Annotated in this window: 20 protein-coding genes and 1 riboswitch; of the genes, 12 read left to right on the top strand and 8 right to left on the bottom strand. The window is 64.3% G+C overall.

Annotated elements, in window-relative coordinates:
- Positions 1 to 24: 24 nt before the first annotated feature.
- The 4 genes from FYB92_RS02135 to FYB92_RS02150 form a co-directional block, all read right to left on the bottom strand.
- Complete coding sequence (locus FYB92_RS02135) at positions 25 to 1,293, bottom strand: bifunctional 3,4-dihydroxy-2-butanone-4-phosphate synthase/GTP cyclohydrolase II (protein ID WP_075624924.1); 1,269 nt, start codon at positions 1,291 to 1,293, stop codon at positions 25 to 27.
- The gene (locus tag FYB92_RS02140; RefSeq protein WP_062809703.1) at positions 1,293 to 1,907 is read right to left on the bottom strand and encodes a riboflavin synthase; all 615 of its coding nucleotides are present in this window, start codon (positions 1,905 to 1,907) and stop codon (positions 1,293 to 1,295) included. Before FYB92_RS02140 ends, FYB92_RS02135 begins: the two co-directional genes overlap by 1 nt.
- Positions 1,889 to 2,962 (bottom strand): bifunctional diaminohydroxyphosphoribosylaminopyrimidine deaminase/5-amino-6-(5-phosphoribosylamino)uracil reductase RibD, encoded by a 1,074-nt coding sequence (ribD, locus tag FYB92_RS02145; RefSeq protein WP_075595530.1) that lies wholly within the window; start codon positions 2,960 to 2,962, stop codon positions 1,889 to 1,891. The genes FYB92_RS02140 and ribD overlap by 19 nt, the downstream gene beginning before the upstream one ends.
- Positions 2,963 to 3,059: 97 nt before the next feature.
- Positions 3,060 to 3,222: riboswitch (FMN riboswitch) on the bottom strand.
- Positions 3,223 to 3,430: 208 nt separating this feature from the next.
- Positions 3,431 to 4,357 carry an MIP/aquaporin family protein gene (locus tag FYB92_RS02150; RefSeq protein ID WP_281649535.1) on the bottom strand — a complete coding sequence of 309 codons (927 nt, stop codon included), beginning with the start codon at positions 4,355 to 4,357 and terminating at the stop codon, positions 3,431 to 3,433.
- Between the two features lie 394 nt (positions 4,358 to 4,751).
- Here FYB92_RS02150 and FYB92_RS02155 point away from each other — a divergent pair, with 394 nt between their 5' ends.
- On the top strand, positions 4,752 to 6,533 hold the full coding sequence (locus FYB92_RS02155; RefSeq protein ID WP_003616622.1) for a hypothetical protein: 1,782 nt from the start codon (positions 4,752 to 4,754) through the stop codon (positions 6,531 to 6,533).
- On the opposite strand, the gene FYB92_RS02160 is transcribed toward FYB92_RS02155, so the two are convergent.
- Positions 6,505 to 7,059 (bottom strand): hypothetical protein, encoded by a 555-nt coding sequence (locus FYB92_RS02160; protein ID WP_040510282.1) that lies wholly within the window; start codon positions 7,057 to 7,059, stop codon positions 6,505 to 6,507. The genes FYB92_RS02155 and FYB92_RS02160 overlap by 29 nt on opposite strands.
- Positions 7,060 to 7,326: 267 nt before the next feature.
- On the opposite strand from FYB92_RS02160, the gene FYB92_RS02165 reads away from it, so the two are divergent.
- The gene (locus FYB92_RS02165; protein WP_003616619.1) at positions 7,327 to 7,554 is read left to right on the top strand and encodes a DUF3126 family protein; all 228 of its coding nucleotides are present in this window, start codon (positions 7,327 to 7,329) and stop codon (positions 7,552 to 7,554) included.
- 56 nt (positions 7,555 to 7,610) lie between these two features.
- Here FYB92_RS02165 and FYB92_RS02170 read toward each other — a convergent pair whose 3' ends face one another.
- Positions 7,611 to 8,231 (bottom strand): DUF2939 domain-containing protein, encoded by a 621-nt coding sequence (locus tag FYB92_RS02170; RefSeq protein WP_003616616.1) that lies wholly within the window; start codon positions 8,229 to 8,231, stop codon positions 7,611 to 7,613.
- Between the two features lie 161 nt (positions 8,232 to 8,392).
- Here FYB92_RS02170 and FYB92_RS02175 point away from each other — a divergent pair, with 161 nt between their 5' ends.
- The 4 genes from FYB92_RS02175 to pyk all read left to right on the top strand — a co-directional run bounded on the left by FYB92_RS02175 (position 8,393) and on the right by pyk (position 12,329).
- Positions 8,393 to 9,241 (top strand): molybdopterin-synthase adenylyltransferase MoeB, encoded by an 849-nt coding sequence (locus FYB92_RS02175; protein WP_062809702.1) that lies wholly within the window; start codon positions 8,393 to 8,395, stop codon positions 9,239 to 9,241.
- Positions 9,238 to 9,663 (top strand): DsrE family protein, encoded by a 426-nt coding sequence (locus FYB92_RS02180; protein ID WP_062809701.1) that lies wholly within the window; start codon positions 9,238 to 9,240, stop codon positions 9,661 to 9,663. The genes FYB92_RS02175 and FYB92_RS02180 overlap by 4 nt, the downstream gene beginning before the upstream one ends.
- Positions 9,664 to 9,680: 17 nt before the next feature.
- Entirely contained in the window at positions 9,681 to 10,751 is a 1,071-nt protein-coding gene (locus FYB92_RS02185) for an SH3 domain-containing protein (protein ID WP_192265340.1), read from the top strand.
- Between the two features lie 135 nt (positions 10,752 to 10,886).
- Positions 10,887 to 12,329, top strand: a complete 1,443-nt coding sequence (gene pyk, locus FYB92_RS02190; RefSeq protein WP_003616608.1) for a pyruvate kinase — start codon at positions 10,887 to 10,889, stop codon at positions 12,327 to 12,329.
- Positions 12,330 to 12,588: 259 nt separating this feature from the next.
- Here the strand turns inward: pyk and FYB92_RS02195 are convergent, their stop codons facing one another.
- Together FYB92_RS02195 and FYB92_RS02200 are read right to left on the bottom strand one after the other, a co-directional pair.
- Positions 12,589 to 13,497 (bottom strand): prephenate dehydrogenase/arogenate dehydrogenase family protein, encoded by a 909-nt coding sequence (locus FYB92_RS02195; protein WP_332828095.1) that lies wholly within the window; start codon positions 13,495 to 13,497, stop codon positions 12,589 to 12,591.
- A gap of 39 nt (positions 13,498 to 13,536) precedes the next feature.
- Positions 13,537 to 14,607 (bottom strand): lysylphosphatidylglycerol synthase domain-containing protein, encoded by a 1,071-nt coding sequence (locus FYB92_RS02200; protein ID WP_062809698.1) that lies wholly within the window; start codon positions 14,605 to 14,607, stop codon positions 13,537 to 13,539.
- Between the two features lie 189 nt (positions 14,608 to 14,796).
- Here FYB92_RS02200 and hpnA point away from each other — a divergent pair, with 189 nt between their 5' ends.
- The 6 genes from hpnA (at position 14,797) to shc (ending at position 22,398) form a co-directional block, all read left to right on the top strand.
- Complete coding sequence (hpnA, locus tag FYB92_RS02205) at positions 14,797 to 15,792, top strand: hopanoid-associated sugar epimerase (RefSeq protein ID WP_003616603.1); 996 nt, start codon at positions 14,797 to 14,799, stop codon at positions 15,790 to 15,792.
- A gap of 10 nt (positions 15,793 to 15,802) precedes the next feature.
- On the top strand, positions 15,803 to 17,038 hold the full coding sequence (locus tag FYB92_RS02210; RefSeq protein ID WP_040511179.1) for a glycosyltransferase: 1,236 nt from the start codon (positions 15,803 to 15,805) through the stop codon (positions 17,036 to 17,038).
- On the top strand, positions 17,035 to 17,901 hold the full coding sequence (hpnC, locus tag FYB92_RS02215; RefSeq protein ID WP_003616600.1) for a squalene synthase HpnC: 867 nt from the start codon (positions 17,035 to 17,037) through the stop codon (positions 17,899 to 17,901). The genes FYB92_RS02210 and hpnC overlap by 4 nt, the downstream gene beginning before the upstream one ends.
- A 100-nt stretch (positions 17,902 to 18,001) precedes the next feature.
- The gene (hpnD, locus tag FYB92_RS02220) at positions 18,002 to 18,898 is read left to right on the top strand and encodes a presqualene diphosphate synthase HpnD (protein ID WP_332828096.1); all 897 of its coding nucleotides are present in this window, start codon (positions 18,002 to 18,004) and stop codon (positions 18,896 to 18,898) included.
- A gap of 4 nt (positions 18,899 to 18,902) precedes the next feature.
- Positions 18,903 to 20,201: a hydroxysqualene dehydroxylase HpnE gene (hpnE, locus tag FYB92_RS02225; RefSeq protein WP_332828097.1), complete on the top strand. Its 1,299-nt coding sequence runs from the start codon at positions 18,903 to 18,905 to the stop codon at positions 20,199 to 20,201.
- Between the two features lie 160 nt (positions 20,202 to 20,361).
- A complete protein-coding gene (shc, locus tag FYB92_RS02230; protein WP_239021183.1) occupies positions 20,362 to 22,398 on the top strand; it encodes a squalene--hopene cyclase in 2,037 nt (678 codons plus the stop codon).
- The last annotated feature ends 1 nt before the right edge of the window (position 22,399 follow it).

Below are 22,399 nucleotides of genomic sequence, written 5' to 3' on the forward strand. Positions count from 1 at the left end.
GGGAACAGGTTCCTGAAGGGGCCTTTATTCCGCGACCGGGGCAGTCACGGGCAGGCAGAGCTTATGGCCCATGCGGGTGCGCTTGGCATCCAGATAGGCACGGTTGAAGGGGTTGGGCGCGATGTCGAGCGCCACGCGGTGACGCACGGTAAAGCCGCGCTGCGTCAGGGCGCTGACCTTGTCGGGATTGTTGGTCATCAGGTCCAGTGTCCCGATTCCCAGCGCACGCAGGATGTCGGCCGCCACGTTCCAGTCGCGTGTATCCGTGTCGAAGCCAAGGCGGTGGTTCGCATCCACGGTGTCGAGTCCCATGTCCTGCAGTGCATAGGCGCGGATTTTGTTCGCCAGCCCGATGCCGCGTCCCTCGTGCCCCTGCAGGTACACCAGCACGCCGGCATCCGCGCGGTCGATCCGTTCCAGCGCCGCCTGGAGCTGCGCCCCGCAATCGCAGCGCAGCGAACCAAGCGCATCGCCCGTGACGCATTCGGAATGCAGCCGCACCAACGGCACGCATCCCGCCGCGTCCGGCTGGCCCTTGACCATTGCCACATGTTCCGTGCCATCGGGCGCGCGGAAGGCATGGATAATCATGTCCTCCCCGCCAAAGCGACTCGGCAGCTTTGCCTGCGCCACCTGTTCGACGCGGGGCAGGGGCGCATCGGTTCCGTCCGGTGTGGCGGCCGCGTCGGCCCGTGCGCGCAGCCACGCCGCAAGTTCGGCGATGGAAAGGATCGGCAGCCCGTGCCTTTCGGCATAGGGGCGCAGGTCGTCCATGCGCGACATGGTGCCGTCATCGTTCGTGATTTCGCAGATCACGGCGGCAGGCATCAGCCCGGCAAGGCGTGCGAGGTCCACCGATGCCTCGGTATGGCCATCACGTTCCAGCGTTCCGCCCGGCTTGGCGCGCAGGGGAAAGATATGCCCGGGGGAGACAAGGTCCGACGGCCGTGCATCCGGGGCCACGGCGGCAAGGATGGTGCGTGCGCGGTCGGCGGCTGAAATGCCGGTGGTCACGCCCTCGCGCGCCTCGATGGAGACGGTGAACGCCGTGCCGCGCGGGCAGGTATTGACCTGCGTCATCATCGGCAGGCCAAGCTGTGTGATCAGGGCGGGGGCAAGTGGCATGCACACCAGGCCACGGGCATGGGTGATCATGAAATTGATCGCCTCTGGCGTGACGAGTTCCGCCGCCATCACAAGGTCGCCCTCGTTCTCGCGGTCTTCATCATCGACAAGGATGACCATTCCGCCACGCCGTATGGTCGCGACCGCGTGTTCCAGCCGGGGGGGCATCAACGGTACTGGCATAATGTCTCCACGTATTTTGCGATGACATCCACTTCCACGTTCACGTCCGCGCCGGGCGTCAGTGTGCCCAGCGTCGTGTGTTCCCATGTATGGGGGATGATCATGAGTTCGATGCGAAATGCGTCCGGCCCTGCGTCTTCGCCCGGTGCGCCGACGGCGTTGAGGGTCAGGCTGATGCCGTCAAGGGTGATCGACCCCTTGTCCACGAGATAACGGCGCAGGCGCGCGGGGACGGCGAATGCGATATGACGCGCCTCGCCTTCGGGTGTGACCGACAGCAGGCGGGCGGTGGCGTCCACGTGGCCCTGCACGATATGGCCCGACAGGCGGGTGGCAGGTGTCACCGCGCGTTCCAGGTTGACGCGACGCCCCGGCGCAAGCTGGCGCAGCGATGTACATTCCAGTGTCTCCGGGCTGATGAAGAACGTGGCGTTGCCTGCCGTGTCGAATGCCGTCACCGTCAGGCACACGCCATTGACCGCGATGCTTTCGCCCAGCGACAGGTCCGTGATCCCGGTCGCCACCTGCACCTCAAGGTCGCGTTCGCCCCGCTGTGTGGTGGTGATGGTGCCCAGATGCTCTATGATCCCTGAAAACATGTCGCTCCTTTCGGGATATCCAGTTCGGGGAACAGGCACAGCGGCGTGTCCCCGCCCGTGCGTACGCTGACCTCCATGGCCTCCGTCCCGTCGGGGCGGACCGTAACCGTCAGCCAGTCATCCCATGTTGCATGTTCACGTATTGCCGACAGCAGGCCCGGCCCGGCCTCCACCAGCGCCCACATCGCCCCGGCCCGGCCCAGCAGGTCCGGCAGGTGGCGGATGTCGGTGCAGGTCCGCACATCGAACCCGCGCGCGCGGGCCTGCGTGGCATACTGTTCATCGACCTGCCCGCGTGTGGTGCATATCACCAGCAGTCGTGACGCGCGGCCCGGATGGTCGGGTACGCGCCGGACATCGAGTCCCGGGCGGTCCGCCGCGATCGTGCCGGTGGCGGTGACGACCGCATCCGTCGCGCGGCGCAGGCGGTGTGCAAGGTCGAGTGCTGTGGCGGAGGTAAAGGTCGTGCGTCCGGCGGGCGGGCGCATGGACCCCGTGGCGTCAACGGCCTGTTTGACCGTGACCCATGCGCGGCCCGTGCGTGCCAGATGGGCAAAGGGCGTAATCAGGCCCCGGCACAGCCGGGCCAGTTCTGCTGCGTCATATGTGCCCATATCGGACAGGAGGCGTACATCGCACCCGTGGTCACGCAGGAAATCCGCCCCGCCACCCGCGACATTGGGGTTGGGGTCCGTCGCCCCGATCCAGACGGTGCGGATGGGGGTATGCATGATGGCCTGCGAACACGGGCCGGTGCGCCCGGTGTGGTTGCACGGCTCCAGCGTCACGACGATGGTATGGGCACGTTCGATCAGGCCGCGTTCACGGCACAGGGCGATGGCCCGTGCCTCCGCATGGGGGGTGCCCGCGCGATGATGCGCGCCAGTGCACAGGATCGTCCCCGCAGCGTCGAGGATCGCGCAGCCCACGGGCGGGTTGGGGGCGGTCGCGCCGACATGGCGCACCGCGTCCGCCACCGCCGCGCGGAAGGCCCGTTCGATATGGGGGGGAAGCCTGCCTGCCCTTGTCCCCGTGCGTGCATGTCCAGCCGACATGTCCACGACGATACTCTCCATCCACTATGCGGACGGACCCAGGGCGCACGACGCCTGCATGCCGCACCCGTTAACGGGTGCGGACATCCTGACATGCGTTCGTTCTCTATCATCCGGACTGTAACCGTCGGTTCCGGGGTCTCACCGGATCTGCTGACCCTGTCGGCTGATGCCGCCAGGCGCTCGCGGACTGATGGCGGGACTGTTACGCCCCGTCAAACACCGCCGGTGGGGAATTGCACCCCGCCCCGAGAACGTCTGCGGGCCGGTTCCCATGAACCGACCCATCAACTTGGCCTATAGTTTGGGAAGAATGACAGGCAATTGCAAGCCCCGTCCCCGATCACATTCCCCAAGAGGCGTTTTCACCCGGCTTCACCCGGACCTGCTGTCGTGAAACCCACCCCACCGGCATGCCCCTTTGCCGCCATGGGGCAGAGGCGGTGCAAGATCCCCCACCGTGCCTTGCTATCCTTCTTTTCCCTGTATCTTCGCTTCCTGCCTCTCCGCGTGCCGGCGCATTGGGTGGAACAGGGAGGGGACACGCCCATGGTGGCCGAAATTGACCAGGCGCGCTTCTTCCACCTCCAGATGACCGAACAGGCGCATACGGATCGCCAGCACAGACAGGGATGCGCCCACGAACGGCCCGATGGCATAGATCCAGAAAGACGTCCATTGCCCCGAAAACAGGGCGGGCGCAAAACTGCGCGCCAGATTGGAACTGTTGCCCGACAGCCATGCGGAGACGGGATTGAGCAAGAGGAAGAACAGGCCCCCCGCCCATGGCGTCAGTTCCTTGAAACGCGGATGCCCCGCCAGCCCGTAAAGCATGAGGATCAGCAGCGCCGTCAGCACCAGTTCCGTCATCAGCGGCCACATGATGGAGACATGGGGCGCAGGCACCGTTGCCGCGTATCCCGCTGTCGTCACCAGATGCCCCCATGACGGGAACAGCACTGCCGCGCATGCCAGAAGCCATGTGCCAAGGCATGCGCCAACCATCTGTGCGATGACATAACCGCACAGGTCCACCCACCCCAGCTTTCCCGACAGGGCAAATGCCAGGGAGACCGACGGGTTCACATGCGCGCCGCTGACCCTGCCAAACGGGGTCATGGCCGCGACCGTGCCCGACAGGCCGAAAAACAGGCCGCACAATGCAATCTGGATGATCGGATGGGGGGCAAGGAATGCCCCCACCGCACCCTGTGGCGCCGTCAGGACCGCGACCGAGATGACGCCGCATATCATCAGGGTCGCGGTGGCCACCATTTCACACCCATACAATGTCCAGTGCAGGGGATGGTCGGGGTGGGCCGCACCTGACAGGGGGCGGTCCTCCTGTGTGTGGGGGGCTGTCGCGGGGGATGATGAAGCAGGAAGGGTGTTCATGCCGCCTTCTTCCATGGCTGTGACAGGGCTGTACCCCGGAAAATGGGCGTAGGCCCCTTGTCTACAGGAAGAAATGTTATGAAATATATATAATCATGTGAATATAAGATGCTGAATCCAATAATAATTAAATAACAGTTCTTCTTATTTTTATTGATGAGGCAACATGCTGCAAAGTGTATGCGAAAAAAAACACTTTCATGGCATGAAATACTCGTGCGCGGCCATATCCATCTGTGGCTGTTGTCACGATGCGATGATGTTCTTGTATCTGCTTTAGGGACTGCGTGCCGGAACGATGTGCTGTTGGCAGAAAATACATGATCCTGTCCGCCACCGCGATGGCGGGTGCGTCCACCGGTGCGCCCACCGGACGGCGGCGCGGGGCGTGGCCATGGTGCTGTCCGGGGTGTTCGCGGCCTGTATCGCCCTTCCGGCCCGTGCCGATGACCTGAGCGAAATCCAGGCCATCCGCGAGGAGATGCGCAGGCTGGAGGCCAAGGTCGAACGGCTGGAATCACACCATGCCCATGCGGCGGGCAATGGGGGTGGCCACCTGTTCGCACGCCATGGCACACGGCAGAACAGCCTGTCGGATGGCGGTGCGCACACGCATCCCATCGACCCCGGTGCCGTGCCCGACCTGCGCCACCTGTCGATCGGCGGTCCCGCCGTTTCCGCCGACAGCCAGACCGCGGCGGAGGAAGCCAACGCGGCGCTTCAGGACACCAATGCGCAGCAGCAGCCGCAACTGAACATGGATTCCTCCAGCCCCCTGTCGATCACCCAGACCGGTGTGGACAGCCTGCCGCCCGTGTTCCGCATCGGCGGCGTGTCGGTGCGGCTTGGCGGGTTCATCGACTTTTCCAACATCTACCGCAGCAAGAACCTGACCAGCGGCCCCGCCACAAGCTGGGGCAGCTTTCCCTATGCCAACAGCCCCAACGCCCATACCGGGGAATACCGTCCCTCCGCACAGCTGACGCGCCTGAGTGTGCTGCTGCAGGGAACGCCGACGGACCACCAGGTGCTTTCGGCGTATATCGAGACCGATTTCGGCGGCGCCGCCGGTACCGCCAACAGTTATCAGACCAACAGCTATACCCCGCGTATCCGCCAGGCCTACATGACCTATAGCGATACGAAATGGGGGTTCCATGTCCTTGCCGGACAGGCGTGGAGCCTGACGACCGGCTATACACAGGGGCTTTTGTCGCGGCATGAGCAGTTGCCCCCCGTGGTGGATAACAACCAGATCCCCGGTATCGTGTTTACCCGCGTGCCCCAGATCCGCTTTATCAAGGATTTCGGGCGCAAATGGTGGGTGGGCCTGTCGATCGAGGCCCCGCAGGTCGCCTTTGCGGAATCTGACGGCATGCTGGACGATGGCACGTTGCAGCCGGGCGTGGGCATGCGTGGCGGCACGGATGTCCTGTATAACAATACCGGGACGGGTATGCTGAACCCCAATGCCAAATACAGCATGGACGTGGCGCCGGACCTTGTGCTTAAGGGCGCGCTGGATACGAAACTGGCCCATTATGAGGTGTACGGCCTGGCGCGCTGGTTCAAGGCACTGGAAAAGGCTTATGGCAGCAATTCGATCCGCGAACGGATTTCCTTTGCCGGGGGTGTCGGTGGCGATATCACCGTTCATGCCATTCCCAAATACCTGCAGGTGACGGGCAATGTCCTCGCGGGGAAGGGAATCGGGCGCTATGGGCCATCCATGATTTCCGACGCCACGTTCAAGGCTGATGGCACGCCCGCGCCCATTCCCGAACTGATTGGCAGCCTCGGGCTGATCGGGCATCCGACGGATAATGTGCTGCTCTATCTGTATGGTGGGATCGAAACGGCGGGCCGACGCAGCTATCGTGGTCTTGATGGACGCCAGTACGGCTATGGCGTCAGTGACCTTGATCTCGCCTCATGCGATATCGAACAGATCACGACCAGCACCTGCAATGCGCAGACGCGCACCGTGGCCGACATGACGGTGGGGGGCTGGTGGCATATGTTGCAGGGCCGTTATGGCGCGGTGATGACCGGTGTGCAGTATACCTATGTGCAGAAGATCGCATTTTCCGGCACCAATGGTGCGGGGGGCAGGATCGACCCGAAAACCGGTGGCAACACGATCTATGTCACTTTCCGCTATCTGCCATTTCAGTAGGGGGCGCATGCAGCGCGGCCAGGCAGTCTGACACCTGATGGTTCAGGTGTATGTCATGCATGGCGCGCAGCCCCGTGATCACGCCGGTGCGCCAGCGCCGGGTCATGCCGGTATCCACGCAGATGCGCCCCCCACCCAGCAATGCCCCATTGCCGGGATCAAGGATCTGCATCACCGCGCGCGGATTATGCGCAAGCCCCCGCCGCAGCGCGGCCTGCAGGGCGCTGACATGTGCGCTGTCGGTGTTGGCGATCAGGTCGGGCACCAGTGCGATCCATCCCCCCCATCCGGCGGAAACGGCGCGGATCACATGTGGCCATGCCTGCTGCCGTTCAAGCTGCCTTACACTTTCACGTGCCCCCGTATCGCGGATGCGCGTCGCCAGCCCGCGTGCCGTCAGGACGCGCGATGCCTCCACCGGGGCGCCGGGCGTCGTGGGTGTGCCGGCCGCCAGCGCGGTCAGCCCGATGGGCAGCGCAAGAAGCAGCCAGAACAGCACAAGGCGTGGGAGGGAGCGTAGCCGCAAACTTTTTTCCTATGGCGTTGTTGTTGAACCCGTAAGTGGCAAAAGACCGGGACTTCGTGGCAATCACGGGGCAAGGATGGGGTAAATCATGGGCACGGGGCGGTTGCGGGGAAAACGCCATGTGCCTATAGCGTGCGGCAATATCCGTATTTCATCATCTGGTATCGGACGCGGTCCGGCGGGCTGGGGGCCCGGTTTTGCATCCGGCCCCGTTAAGGGCATGTTTGTGACCCCGCCATATCCGTCCCCCAAGGAGAGACAAGAGCAATGAGCGCCATTTCCACATCCGAGATCAGCCGCCTTCAGACCTGCCTGCGCCGCCTGCTGGGTTCGCCCGGCCTGACGGTCAATGCCCCGCCGCGCGCGGGCCTGTCGGTCGAACTGGCCGTCAATGGCGAAGTGGTGGGAACCATCCATCGTGACGAGGACGAAGGCGAGGTGTCCTATGCCGTGCATATGACAGTACTCGAAGAAGACCTGCCGCCCGCGCGCTGATCCCTGCGCCCCGGCATCAGGCCCCGCGCCACAGCCCTGCCCCTGGCCCGCGCGGGTCAGTGCCGGGTAATGGCGGGGGGCTGTGCCTGCGTGGCGGAGGCTTCCATCAGCGGCTGGCGCGATGTTGGCAGGTCAATGCGATGGATCTGCCACTGGAACGCGTGAATGCGCATTTGCACGCGCAACGGTGTCTCGCCTTCATGGCCGGGCATGACGATGCTGGTTTCGAACAGGCCGGGCTTGACGAATCGCGCATGCACGCGCTGCACGAATGCCAGTGGGGTGAAGGTCGCCGCCTGTCCCTGCGGGACAAGGTGGTCGACGATATCGCCAAGGTTGTTTTCGTTCACGCGTGTATCAATCGCGTTCGACACGGCGGTACTGGCGAAGGAGGCCCCGAAGGCCGGCAGGTCGTCTTCGGCGGGCCTGGGGCCAAGAAGTTCATCCACCGCCTGTGTCTTGAGGCTGTCGCGTACGGAATTCCATCGCATGCTTTCGCCCAGTTCATGCATGTCATGGTTCTGGATGGCGGATGAAATCGACCACAATGTGACAAAAGGCGATGCGGCATACAGTGATGTTGCCGCAGCGAACGTCCCGGCACATATCCAGCGCGCCTGCTGCCTGCGCATTTCCGGTAGCGACGACGGGATTTTCATGCGGGAAAGAGAAGACATTGTTTTATATTCCCCCATGGTGGTTCGCGGTCAGCCCGCATTATACTGGAAACATATCGGGCATGCATTGGTTTCATGAAATGGCACCCATGGCATCACGAAATTGTGATTTCATGCAGGGGCCCGTGGGCCTTGAAACAACACCAGGCCGGGGGTGACGGATGGATTTTTCCGAAGACGAGATACAGCGCTATGCGCGCCATATCCTCCTGCCGGAGGTGGGGGGCACGGGGCAGGAAACCCTGCTGAAGGCCCGTGTCCTCATCATCGGGGCCGGCGGTCTTGGGTCCCCGCTTGCCCTTTACCTTGCTGCCGCTGGCGTGGGGCGGATCGGTCTGGTGGATGATGATGTGGTGGACCTGTCGAACCTGCAACGCCAGATCGCCCACGTCACGGCGCGGGTCGGCCATGCAAAAGTCGAATCGGCGGCAGAGGCGATGCGCGCGCTCAACCCCGGTGTGACGGTCGATTGTCATAACATCCGCCTTGGCCCGGATAACGTGCGCGAACTGGTGCGTGGATACGATATCGTGTGCGATGGGTGCGACAATTTCGCCACCCGCTACCTGCTGGCTGATGCGTGCGTGTTGGAACGCCGGACGCTGGTTTCGGCGGCGGTACTGCGGTTTGAGGGACAGCTTTCGACCTTTCGCCCGCATGACGGGGGGCCGTGCTATCGCTGCCTGTATCCATCCGCCCCGCCTGCCGGGATGGTGCCGTCATGCGCGCAGGCCGGGGTGTTTGGCGCCGTGACCGGCGTGATGGGTACCCTGCAGGCGACAGAGGTGCTCAAGGAAATCCTGGGCATCGGCGAAGGGCTGTCGGGGCGCCTGCTGGTGTGGGACGCGCTGGCGATGCGGTTTCATACTATCCGCCTGTCCCGCGACCCGGACTGCCGCCTGTGTGGGGGGCATGCGACCATCCATGACCTGTCGGGCCATGCCCCTGCCGCCGCCTCTGCCGCCGTCCATGGCGCGGCTTGCGGGCATGATGCGATGGCGCCGTCATGAGTGACGCCGTAAACGGGACGCCATCGGCGTGTGACAATGCGTCCGCGTCGGGGGATCTTGCGATCCTGCTGCTCGACGGGGGGTATGAACGGGCACATTATGCGCTGGTCCTTGCGGCGTCGGGCCTTGCGCTGGGGCGGTCGGTCGTGCTGTTCGCGGCCGGGCGGGGCGTGCATGCGCTGGCGCGGGACTGGCGGGGGTTGCGTGATGTGCGACAGGATGCGGAAATGGCCGCGCGCGGTGTCGCCACGTTTGCAACACTGCGCGATGCGGTGGTGGAACTGGAATGTACCCTGCTGGCGTGCGAGGCGGGACTGAGGCTATGTGGTCTGGGGCATGAGGCGCTGTTGCCATCGGTGCGTGTCGCGGGGGTGCCGACATTCCTGGATGCCGCCCGTGGGCGGCAGGTCATAACGTTATAAAAGGATTGAGGAACGCGATGGCGCAAGGCACGCGGCATGTTTGTGCACCGCATGTTTCCACCGCGCGGACGGTGGGCAATCGGGCGGCTTCCCCCATCGGGATGCGTTCGCGTCACCTGTGGGGCGCGGCGCGGGCCGCCACCATGCTGGCCCTGTTCGGTGGGGGCGTGATGGCAGGTGTCCATGGGGCGCAGGCGGCGGCCACTGCCCCGGCGGCACAGGCGGGCGCGCACCATGCCCCGCATCACGGCGCACACCATCACAAGGGGGTCGCGGCGGAAAAGAAAGGCGCACAGGCCAGCAAGGTCCATGCGGCCCATGCCGGGCATAAGGGCAAGGGCATATCCGCCGCCCACAGGCATGAACATGCCGCCGCCATGCCTGTTGCGCCGGCACATCATCACGCCCATGCCGCCGCCGTGGCGGCCCCCGTCGCGGCGGGGGCCGCGGTTGCGGCCACGGCGGCGGCAGGTACCACTGCTGCTGCGGCGCCCGCCGGTGCAGCGGCGGGGATGTCCCCTGACAAGGGCAGTGCGACCGGCCTGCCGCTGCCGCGCTTTGCCGCGTTCCGCGCGGACGAGGTCAACCTGCGCGCCGGGCCGGGACAGCGTTATCCCATCGACTGGGTGTATCACCGCCGTGGGCTGCCGGTGAAAATCGAACGTGAATTCGATGTCTGGCGACTGGTCGAGGATGCGGACGGACAGAAAGGGTGGGTCCATCAGGCAACCCTGGTGGGGACACGCACGTTCGTCATACCGGGACAGCCAGTCCAGGGTGATGCGCAGCAGGCAGGCCAGCCATCCGCAAAGGAAACGGATGTCATCGGTCGGGCCGACAGCCGCATCATCGGGCATGTGGCCGACGCCACGCAGGCGGCGGCCGTGCCGGGTGGTGTCATGCTGCGTGGCAAGGCAGATCCCGCGTCCCCCATTGTCGCGGTGCTCAAGCCCGGAGTGGTGGGGACGCTGCGCCAGTGTCCGGCAGGTTCGGGCTGGTGCCAGGTAACGGTCAAGCAGTACTCCGGCTGGCTGGAACGGCAGTCGCTGTGGGGGCTGCTGCCGCAGGAAGTCATCTCGCCGTCCTGATCGCGCTCTGGCCTGATCGCGGTCTGGCGTGCGCGGTGGCAGGCATTTCCCATGCCGTGCGCGCATCGGGAATGCCGGTTCAGGCAAGGGCCGCGAACGGCGCGCATTGCGTCCGTCCGGCAAAGAGGATTCCCGATGGACCCTATATTCGCGCATGACCAGCGACGGACCAAGATTGTGGCGACGCTGGGACCGGCCACCTCCAGTTACGGGACCATACGCGCGCTGGCGGATGCCGGCGTCGATGTGTTCCGCCTCAATTTCTCCCACGGGCTGCACGCCGAACACGCGCAGCGCCATGCGACCATCCGCGCGGTGGAAGCCGAGATCCAGCGACCGCTGGGCATTCTGGCCGACCTTCAGGGGCCGAAGCTGCGGGTTGGCACCTTTGCCGACGGTGGCGTGACCCTGCGCCCCGGCGCGATGTTCCGTCTTGACCTTGAACCCCATCCGGGGGACGAGACGCGCGTCCATCTGCCGCACCCCGAAATCGTGGAGGCCGCCGCTATCGGCAGCAGCCTTCTGCTTGATGACGGCAGGCTCCGGCTGGAGGTACGTGAAAAGGGGGCGGATCACCTCCTGACGCAGGTGGTGGTCGGGGGGCGCCTGTCGGATCGCAAGGGCGTCAATGTTCCCGATGTGGTCCTGCCCATCCCCGCCATTACCACAAAGGACCGCGATGATCTGGCCTTCGCCCTTGAACTCGGGGTGGAATATGTTGGCCTGTCCTTTGTCCAGCGCCCGCAGGACGTGCGCGATGCGCGTGAACTTGTCGGGGGGCAGGCCTGGATACTGACCAAGATGGAAAAGCCGCAGGCCATGGACAGCGTGGACGAGATTGTGGCCCTGTCGGACGTGGTGATGGTCGCGCGTGGCGACCTTGGCGTCGAACTGCCGCCAGAACAGGTGCCCGTGGCGCAAAAGCGGATCATCCGCGTTGCACGCCGCATGGGCCGCCCGGTGATTGTTGCGACGCAGATGCTTGAAAGCATGGTCCACGCCCCTACCCCCACCCGGGCGGAAGCGTCGGATGTGGCGACGGCGGTGTTTGATGGGGCGGATGCGGTCATGCTGTCGGCGGAGACCGCCGTGGGCGATTACCCGCGTGAGGCGGTGGCGATCATGGATCGTATCGTACGCAGCGTGGAAGGCGATGCGGGATGGAACCTGACGATGCAGGCCGCCACCCCATCACCCGCCGAAAGTACCGTCGCCGATGCGATCGCCGCCGCGTCACGGCAGGTGGCGGTATCGGTGGATGCCCCGGTCATTGTGGCCTTTACGCTGGGGGGGCGCACGGCGTTGCGCATTTCGCGTGAACGGCCCGACTGCGTGGTGATTGGCCTGACGCCCACGGATGAAATCGCGCGCAGGCTGTGTATCGCATGGGGCGTGGTTGCGCTTTCGGCGGGGCAGGAAGTTCCGGTCTATGGGATCGAGACCGTGGTGGACCAGGCCCTTGAAGCCGCGACGCAGGCCCGGTGCGCGGGTCCGGGGGATGCTGTGGTCATTGCCGCCGGTCTGCCCTTTGGTGTGACCGGCAGTACCAACACCTTGCGTGTGGCGCGGGTGCAGTAGGGTCAGGCCCCACTGGTCACCGGTAAAAAACAAAAAAAGTTTTTGGGTGCCGCCTTTTTTCAAAAAGGCGGCGTCTTTCGAAGCTTTTTGGAAAAAGCTTCACAAAAAACCTTTAGGATTTCAGTATGTTATCGAGGGTGACTTTCCAGACAGTCTCTCAAGCCTCCTGCCCCCAAACCTCTTCTTTCTGCCCTGTGACCGGCAGTATTTTTACGAAACAGCCAGAAGGGGCCGCAGCCCTGATGATCAGCCCTGACGATCAGGCCTGATGGTTTTCAATGAGGGTGCGCCGGATGGCGCGCCCGCGTGCGATGCGATCGACGATGATCGTGTCGTCGCCCCTGCGGATGGCGTCGGCCATGACCTGTGCGTCGGTCATGAAACGTTCAAGCATCTCCAGCAGTGCTTCGCGGTTGTTCAGGAAGATGTCACGCCACATCGTCGGGTCGGACGCCGCGATGCGGGTGAAGTCGCGAAAGCCCGATGCCGCGAAATCCAGCACTTCGGAACGTGTTTCATCCGCCAGGTCATCCGCCGTGCCGCAGATGGTGAACGCCAGCAGGTGCGGCAGGTGGCTGACGATGGCGCACACCCGGTCATGATGTTCGGGCGTCATGGTGCGCAGGCGCGCGCCCATCGCCTCCCACATGGCGCAAATCCGCGCCACCGCGTCGGCGGGCGTGTCCTGCAACGGCAGAAGCAGGCACCAGCGGTTTTCAAACAGGCTGGGAAACCCCGCGTCGGGGCCGGAATATTCCGTCCCCGCCATCGGGTGCGCGGGGACGAAGGCGATATCGGGGCGTGACGCCAGCGCGGGCAGTACGGCGTTGATGACCGAAACCTTGGTCGATCCCACCTCGCTCAGGATCGCGCCGGGTTTCATGGCCGGGACGACCTGTGCCGCGACCTTGCCAATCACGCCCACCGGCACGCACAGGATCACGCAGTCCGCATCCCGCACCGCCTGTGTGGCGTCGGGCTCCACCTGGTCGGCAATGCCGAGTTCACGCACGCGCGCACAGACCTTCGGGTCGATATCGCTGGCGACGATTTCACGCGCAATGTCACGGTCCATCATCGCACGGCGCAGGATGGACGAACCGATCAGGCCCGGTCCAATGATGACCAGCTTGTCAAACAGGGGGGGGACGAAGGGCGTGGCGGTCATGGCGGCACCGGGTCAAAGCTGTGCGGGGATGGGGGCGGGTTATTCGCCCGGTGGGGTGGTGGTGGACGGGGTTGCAACGGGGGCGGCGTCCTTGGCGTCGGGGGGTGTGGCCTGCGGCGTCGTGCGCAGGCCACGCATTTCCATGGCCTGCCATCCCAGCAGCATCGGGATGCCGATCACCAGTTCACGCCCGCGTCGCAGCAGTGACAGCCCAAGCGAGACGGACGGCGCAATGCCAAAGGCCGAACCCAGCGCGATATAGGCCGCTTCCTGCACGCCCAGCCCGGCGGGGACAAGGAATGAGACGGACATGATACCGCAGGCCACGCCCTCGATGGCGATCGCGCCGCTGAAGCTGAGCTTCGCGCCAAGGAAATAATATGCAACCCAGATCGTGCCCGCACTGCCCAGCCAGCCCAGATAGTGCAGGAACGCGGCCTCTGCGATGCGGCGCGGGTGCGACCAGATCTCGTCAAAACGTTCCTGCAGGCTGTCGGCGCTGCTCATCATCGCATCCTGCCACTGCGTCGCCATGTTATGGCCCAGCATGCGGCCCGCACGCTTGAGCAGCGACCCCCCGTGCTGTTGTGTCCAGATGAAGCCGCCAATTCCCATCGTCAGCAACACAAGACCGATGATCACCGGCTTGGCGAAGGGGCTGGATTGCTGGTGGGCGACAAGGCACAGCACGGCGGTGAGGATGAACAGGATCTGGCCCATCACCTCTGTCGTGATGTCCACCAGGTTCGCGCACGCGGCTTCCGGCCCGCTGATGGTGCGTCCGCGACGTCCCGCGAACAGGTGGCTTGAACAGGTCGCGCGGATGCCGATCACCATCCCCCCAAGCTGGGAGAAGGGCAGGCATGACGCCGCCGCATCACGGATCATGCGCGATACCAGCAGTTGCCGGACAGAAATGTCACGACAAGCCGCGTGCCATGCAAGACCCAGTATTGCATCGACTGCAAGCTGCGCCAGCACGGTTGCCATGAATCCGACGAAGCCGATCGACACGATCGCCTTCATGACGGAGCCCGCGCCAAGCCACGCCGTGCAACCGGTAAGGAAGGCCAGGCCAAGGAAGGCCAGCAGGATGGTAAGCTTTCTCAAGAAAGATCCGTAATGCGTCTGTTAAGCCGAAAAGCGGTCGCAATGTCCGCCCGAAGTGACAGTGCGCGCCTGACTTACACCACGACAGGGTCTGGCGCCACCGCGAGGTGTCGGGATAAATGGTACTTCTTGCTGGTTGCGAGTCCGTATCGCAATCTTGAATTCTGTCACGGAGTGCTCGTTCAGGTCATGACTGCCCCAACGCTCGTCACCGGTGCAACCGGTTTTGTCGGCTCTGCTGTCGCCCGCAACCTGCTGGAACGTGGCCATTCGCTGCGCCTTATGGTGCGCAAGGGCAGTGATCTCACCAACCTGCGCGACCTGCCATGCGAACTGGTGGAAGGGGACCTGTCCACCCCGTCCACCTTTGACGCTGCGGTGCGCGGGTGCCGGTATGTGTTTCATGTGGCCGCGGATTACCGCCTGTGGGTGCCCGATCCCGTCCCCATGATGATCGCCAATGTGGAGGGGACACGCCAGCTCATGCTTGCGGCGCAGCGCGCGGGCGTGGAAAAAATCGTCTACTGTTCCTCCGTTGCGGCGCTTGGCCTGATCGGGGACGGGACGGTGTGCGATGAGGAAACGCCGGTCCATGAACATGGCGTGATCGGGATCTACAAGCGTTCCAAATACCGCGCGGAGCAGGAAGTCCTGCGTCTGGTCCATGAACGTGCGCTGCCTGCCGTGATCGTCAACCCCTCCACCCCTGTCGGCCCGCGCGACATCAAGCCCACGCCCACGGGGCAGATGATCCTCGACTGTGCAGCGGGGCGGATGCCTGCCTATGTCGATACGGGTGTGAATATCGTCCATGTTGATGACGTGGCCGAAGGGCATGCGCTGGCGCTGGAACGTGGGCGCGTGGGGGAGAAATATATCCTGGGCGGGCAGAATTACCTTCTGCGCGACCTGTTTGCGATGACGGCGGAACTTGCCGGGGTGGCGCCCCCGCGCGTCCGCCTGCCACAGGCGGTGATCTGGCCCGTTGCGATCGTCAGCGAATGGCTGTCGCGCATGTTCGGCATCGCCCCGCGCGTTACGCGCGAAATGCTGGCGATGTCGCACAAGAAGATGTTCTTTTCCTCTGACAAGGCGATCCGGGAACTGGGCTATTCCCCCCGTCCCGCGCGGGACGCCGTAAAGGACGCCATCGACTGGTTCCGCCAGCATGGTATGCTGGATTGAGGTCCGCGGCATGCTGCTTATCGCCATTGCGGGGCTGGCGCTGGCCATATGGGGATGGCTGATCTTCTTCCACGGGCGTTTCTGGCAGGCTGGCCCGATCCTTGCCCCGGTGGGGGGCAGGCAGCTTGACCGCAGGCGATGCCCCGACGTCTGTGTCGTGGTGCCCGCGCGTGATGAGGCCGCGGCGATCACGCAATGTCTTTCGTCCCTGCTGGCGCAGGATTATCCGGGGCGGTTGCATGTCATCGTCGTTGATGATGGCAGCACCGATGGGACGGGACGACTGGCGCGCAAGGTGGCCGATCCGAAAAAACGCCTGACGGTCGTGACCGGCAGGCCCCGCCCCGCGGGGTGGAGCGGTAAGCTGTGGGCTGTAAGCCAGGGCATGGCGGAGGTCGCGCGCCTGTGTCCCGCGACCGATGGGTTCGTCCTGCTGACGGATGCGGACATCACCCATGATGCGCGCCATGTGTCCACCCTTGTGGCCCGGGCGGAGGGGGGCGGCCTCGATCAGGTGTCGGAAATGGTGCAGCTCCACTGCGTCAGTCCCGCCGAACGCATGCTGGTCCCGGCCTTCGTCTTTTTCTTTGCCCTGCTCTATCCCTTCGCCAGCGTCAACGATCCGCGCAGCAAAACCGCCGGGGCCGCCGGTGGGACAATTCTTGTGCGTCGGACGGCGCTTGCACGGATTGGCGGTATCGACAGCCTGCGCGGCGCACTGATCGACGATTGCACGCTTGCCGCGCGTATCAAGCATGGGGGCGGGAAGATCTATCTGGGGCATAGCTGCCTTGCCCGTTCCATCCGGCCCTATCCCCACCCGCATGATATCTGGCGCATGGTGGCGCGCACGGCATATGTGCAACTGCGATATTCGCCGTGGAGGCTGCTTGCGACGGTGATCGGGATGATCGTGGTGTGGATCGTGCCGATGGAACTTGCCCTGTTTACCCATGGCGCGGCCTGCCTGTTGGGGGCTGCGGCGTGGGTTATGTCGATGGCGTCGTACACCCCCACGCTGCGCCGGTTCAACCTGATGCCCGCATGGGCGCTGTTGCTGCCGGTTGTGGCGGGTTTTTATACACTGGCGACCATCGGGTCGGCCATCAATCACCATCGGGGGCGGGGCGTGGTGTGGAAAAGCCGTGCCTATACCGATGCCGATGGGGCGATTTCGACCTATACCCATCCCGAAGCCGGTGGTGCGGTCATGAACAGGACAATGACAGGGGATGACATAGGGTGAGTAAAGCCGAACACGACGCATGGGGAAGCGAGGACGTCTCGTCTGGCAAGGGGGCGGGGGATGAGAATTTTCCTGTCGGCTCCCTGCTGATCAGCCGCGACCAGCGTCCGCATGTCCATGCCTATTATGATTTTGCCCGTGTCATCGACGATATCGTGGACAGCACGAAGCTTGACCCGCAGGCGAAGATCGACCGCCTTGATGCCATGGAGGGTGTGGTGCGCGGCACCGTGGCCGCCCCCGCCCGTCCCGATGCACAGACGGCGGCAAGGGTGCGCGAGATGTTTGCGCGTACGGGCGTGCCGGTTGAAACCGCAACCGACCTGATCGTCGCCTTCCGTCAGGATGCGGTCAAGAACCGGTACGACACGTGGGACGAACTGTTGGAATACTGCCGCTATTCCGCCAATCCGGTGGGGCGGTTCCTGCTGGCGCTGCATGGTGAGGGGCCGGAGACGGCAGGTCCGTCCGATGCGTTATGCACGGCGTTGCAGGTCATCAACCACCTGCAGGATTGTGCGGATGACCTGCGTGCGCTCGATCGTTGTTACCTGCCGCGCGAATGGATGGCGCGCGAGGGCGCGCAGGTGGAGGATCTGTATGGCCCCTATGCCCTGCCTGCCCTGCGCCGTGTGTTCGACGCGATGCTGGACGGTGTGGACCGCCTCAATGACGAAGCATCCCGCCTGCCCGCGCTGGTGCATGACCGGCGTATGCGCATGGAATGTGCGGTGATCGTTGGCCTGTCAAAGCGTCTTGCCGCCCGCCTGCGGCGTGAGGACCCGCTGGCGGGGCGGGTCAAGCTGTCGCGTGGCGACATGCTGGCGGCGATGGGCGGTGCGCTGCGTGTCATCCGCCGCTGATGCCGTGCATGTCGGCAGGCGGATTTTGCCGTTAGGGTAATTGCCGTTAAAGAACGTCCGGCAGACATTGTGAACCTTGGATGGAACGGAAAACGCGGGGATGGTTTTTTTGCGCGCGCGGCATGATGGCACGACCCCACATGGCACGGCCCCACTGGGATGCGACCCCACGGACCTGATGCAGGTCGAGGCGGTGGTAACGGCGTCGGGCACGTCCTTTGGCAAGGGTATGCAGATCCTGCCGCCGGACCGGCGGTATGGGATGTATGCCGTGTATGCCTTCTGTCGCCTGGTGGATGACGTGGCCGATGACGAAGGCGAAGCCCGGGACAAATGCGACCGGCTTGATGCATGGCGGGCACGTATCGCGCGGCTGTATGCGGGACAGGCGGACGATGCGCTGGATCGTGTACTTCTGTCCACCATCCGTATGTTCGGTCTGCGGCAGGAGGATTTCAATGCCGTGATCGACGGCATGGAAATGGATGCGCGTGGCCCCATCGTCGCCCCGGACGAGGCGACGTTTGACCTGTATTGCGATCGTGTCGCCTCTGCCGTGGGGCGTCTGTCTGTGCGTGTGTTCGGCGATGCCTCGGCCGAGGCGGACAAGGTGGCCCATCACCTTGGCCGTGCGTTGCAGATTACCAATATCCTGCGTGACGTGGCGGAGGATGCGCGGATCGGGCGGCTGTACCTGCCTGCTGAACTGCTGTCGCGTTTCGATGTGCCGCTGACCCCGCAGGGGGCATGCCATGCGGCGGGGCTGGATGCGGTGGGACGCATTCTGGCGGGACGGGCACGTGACCATTTCCGCGCCGCGGATGCCGCGATGCGCCGGTGCAACCGCCGGGCCATGCGCCCCGCGCGCGTGATGGGCGCGACCTATGCCGCGATCCTGTCCGCGCAGGAACGCCATGGGTGGCGCGACCTGTCGCACCGTGTTTCGCTGTCGCGCCCGCGCAAGCTGCTGATTGCAGCCCGCGCGCTGGTGGCCTGAACGCATGAGCGGACATATCCATATCGTCGGCGGCGGCCTTGCGGGCCTGTCGGCGGCCGTTGAACTGGCGGGTGCCGGGGAACGCGTCACGGTGTACGAGGCCGGACCGGCCTGTGGCGGGCGGGCGCGTTCATATGTGGACAAACATCTTGGCTGTCGCATCGACAATGGCAACCACCTGCTGCTGTCGGGCAATCGGGCGGTCAACCGCTATCTTGGGCTGATTGGCGCGCAGGATACGTTGACGGGGCCGTCACGCCCGGTCTTCCCCTTCATCGACCTTGCGGACCGTGCGCGCTGGACGCTGGACCTGTCGCGCGGGAAGGTTCCGTTGTGGGTGCTGTCGCGCCGGCGCCGTGTGCCGGGCATGCGGCTGGGGGAACTGCGCAGCCTGATGCGCCTGATGGAGGCAGCCCCCGATATCGTGGTGTCGGACTGCCTGATGCCCGGTGCGCTGTCGTCGCGCCTGCTGGAACCGTTTGCGATTTCCGTCCTCAACACCATGCCCGACGTCGGCAGTGCGGCATTGCTGGGCGCGGTGGTGCGTGAAAGCCTGGCGCAGGGGGGGCGGCATTGCCTGCCACGCTTCCCGCAGGACGGGCTGTCCGAAAGTTTCGTTGATCCGGCGCTGTCGCACCTCGCGCTGATGAAGGCACAGGTCCAGACCGGCGTGCGTATCAGTGCGGTGGAGGCCGGGGACGGGCGCGTCACCATGCTGCGCGCAACGGGGCAGGACATCGCCATTGGTTCAGGGGACGCGGTGATCATGGCAACGCCTGCACCGGTCGCGGCCTCCCTGCTGGAGGGGCAGCTTCCCGGGTTCAGCGCCCCGGACCAGTTCGAGGCCATCGTGAACGCGCATTTCGCCATGCCTTATGTGCCCGTGGCGACCGGTGCGCTGGCGCAGGCGCGCTTTATCGGTCTGGTGGGGGGGATCAGCGAATGGGTGTTCATCAAGGGGCACATCCTGTCTGTGACCGTCAGCGCCGCCAACCGTTATGCCGCATATGACACCGACGCTCTGGCCCGCACCATCTGGGGGGAGGTGCGCGCAGCCCTCGACCCCGCGTTGACGATGGCCCTGCCGGTGGACATGCCGCCGATGCGCATCGTGCGTGAAAAGCGCGCGACCTTCGCCGCAACCCCGGCGCAGGATCGGCTGCGGCCCGCCACGCGCACGATGTTGCCCAACCTGATGCTGGCCGGGGACTGGACGGAAACCGGCCTGCCCGCCACGATCGAGGGTGCGATCCGTTCTGGTGTTGCCGCGGCGCAGGCCGTCCGGCAGCGCCACGGTGCATGAACGGCTGTTTGAAAATAGCTGCTTGATAAAGAGAAAAATTTTCGGGTGCGGCCTTTTTCCAAAAATATGACGTCTTTTGACGCGTGTTTCAGAAGGCCACACCGGAAATTTCTTTGAATCTGGAACAGGCCCCCGCCGGATAATGGGGGAATATGGGATTATGGCGCAGAAACCTGAAACGACGACGACCCGCAAGGCCCCGGCCCGCAAGACCACGACGACACGCAGGCGCACCGCCACAAAGGTGGTCAGACCTGATGCGCCATTGGCGGCGGCGGACCTTGATGCGGCCGTCACCCGTGCGCAGGCCGCGTTGGGACAGCGACAGAAGGAAGACGGCCACTGGGTTTTCCCTCTGGAGGCGGACGCCACCATTCCGGCTGAATATGTCTTGCTCGAACATTTCCTTGATCGGATCGACCCGGCGCTGGAAAAGCGGATTGGCGTCTATCTGCGTCGTATCCAGGGGGCGCATGGTGGTTGGCCCCTGTATGAAAATGGCAGGTTCGACCTTTCCGCGTCGGTCAAGGCGTATTTTGCCCTCAAGGCCATTGGCGACGACATCAATGCCCCGCACATGATCCGTGCCCGGGCGGCAATCCTGCATCATGGTGGTGCGGAACGCACCAACGTGTTCACCCGCCTGCAGCTTGCGCTGTTTGGGGAGGTGCCATGGCACGCCGTGCCCGCCATGCCGGTCGAACTGATGCTGATGCCGCGCAAGGTGCTGTTTTCGGTATGGAACATGTCGTACTGGTCACGGACGGTCATCGCGCCCCTGCTGGTGCTGGGGGCCGTGCGGCCCTGTGCGCTGAACCCGCGCGGTGTCCATATCCCCGAACTGTTCGTAACCCCGCCCGACAGGGTGCGCGATTGGGTCCGGGGGCCGTACCGTTCCCGCTGGGGGCATGTGTTTCAGTATCTGGACAGGGTACTGCATCCAGCGGAACGTTTTTTCCCGCGTAAAACGCGCCGTCGTGCGATCCGTGCCGCCGTGGACTTCGTTGAAAAACGCCTTAATGGCGTGGATGGGCTGGGCGCGATCTATCCCGCCATGGCCAATACCGTCATGATGTTCCGCGCACTGGGTGTGCCCGATACCGACCCCCGCGCCGCAACAGCGTGGGAAGCGGTGCAGCGCCTGCTGGTCAATCAGGGCAGGGAAACCTATTGCCAGCCCTGCGCGTCCCCCATATGGGACACCGGCCTTGCGGGGCACGCCATGATCGAATCCGCCACCGGTCCTGATGGCATTGCACCACAGGCGACGAAGGAGAAGCTGGCGAAGGCTGCCCAATGGCTGCGTGGACGCCAGATCCTTGACGTCAAGGGTGACTGGGCGATGAACTGCCCGGATGTGAAGCCCGGTGGCTGGGCGTTCCAGTACAACAATGACTACTACCCCGACGTGGATGACACGGCGGTGGTGGGCATGCTGCTGCACCGTGCGGGCGATCCGGCCAATGCCGAAGCGCTGGAGCGCGCACGCCACTGGATCATTGGCATGCAAAGCAGCAATGGCGGTTGGGGGGCGTTTGACATTGATAACGACCTTGATGTGCTCAACCACATTCCTTTCGCCGATCATGGGGCGCTGCTTGACCCGCCGACCGCCGATGTGACGGCACGTTGCATTTCCTTCCTTGCGCAGCTTGGCCATGGTGTGGATCGCCCGTGCATCGAACGTGGTCTTGATTACCTGCGCACGGAGCAGGAGGCGGACGGGTCATGGTTCGGCCGCTGGGGCACCAATTACATCTATGGCACCTGGTCGGTGCTGTGTGCGCTGAACGCGGCGAATGTGGCAAAGGACGACCCGATGGTCGTCCGCGCCACAGACTGGCTGCGGTGTAGGCAACGCGCGGATGGTGGCTGGGGTGAGGGATGTGAATCCTACGAAGGTGGCCCCCATGGTGAATATGGCCAGAGCCTGCCGTCGCAGACCGCATGGGCCGTGCTGGGCATGATGGCTGCGGGCCTGAAGGATGATGCGGCGGTTGCGCGCGGTGTGGCGTATCTGGCCCGGACGCAGGGTACGGACGGCGAGTGGGCCGAAGAGCCGTATAATGCCGTCGGTTTTCCCAAGGTGTTTTACCTGCGGTATCATGGCTACCGACAGTTTTTTCCGCTGATGGCGCTGTCGCGCTATCGCAACCTGCAAAACAGCAATAGTGGCCGCGTGGGGTATGGATTCTGAT

The organism is Novacetimonas sp. GS1, from assembly GCF_036686925.1.
GTDB classification, from domain to species: domain Bacteria; phylum Pseudomonadota; class Alphaproteobacteria; order Acetobacterales; family Acetobacteraceae; genus Novacetimonas; species Novacetimonas hansenii.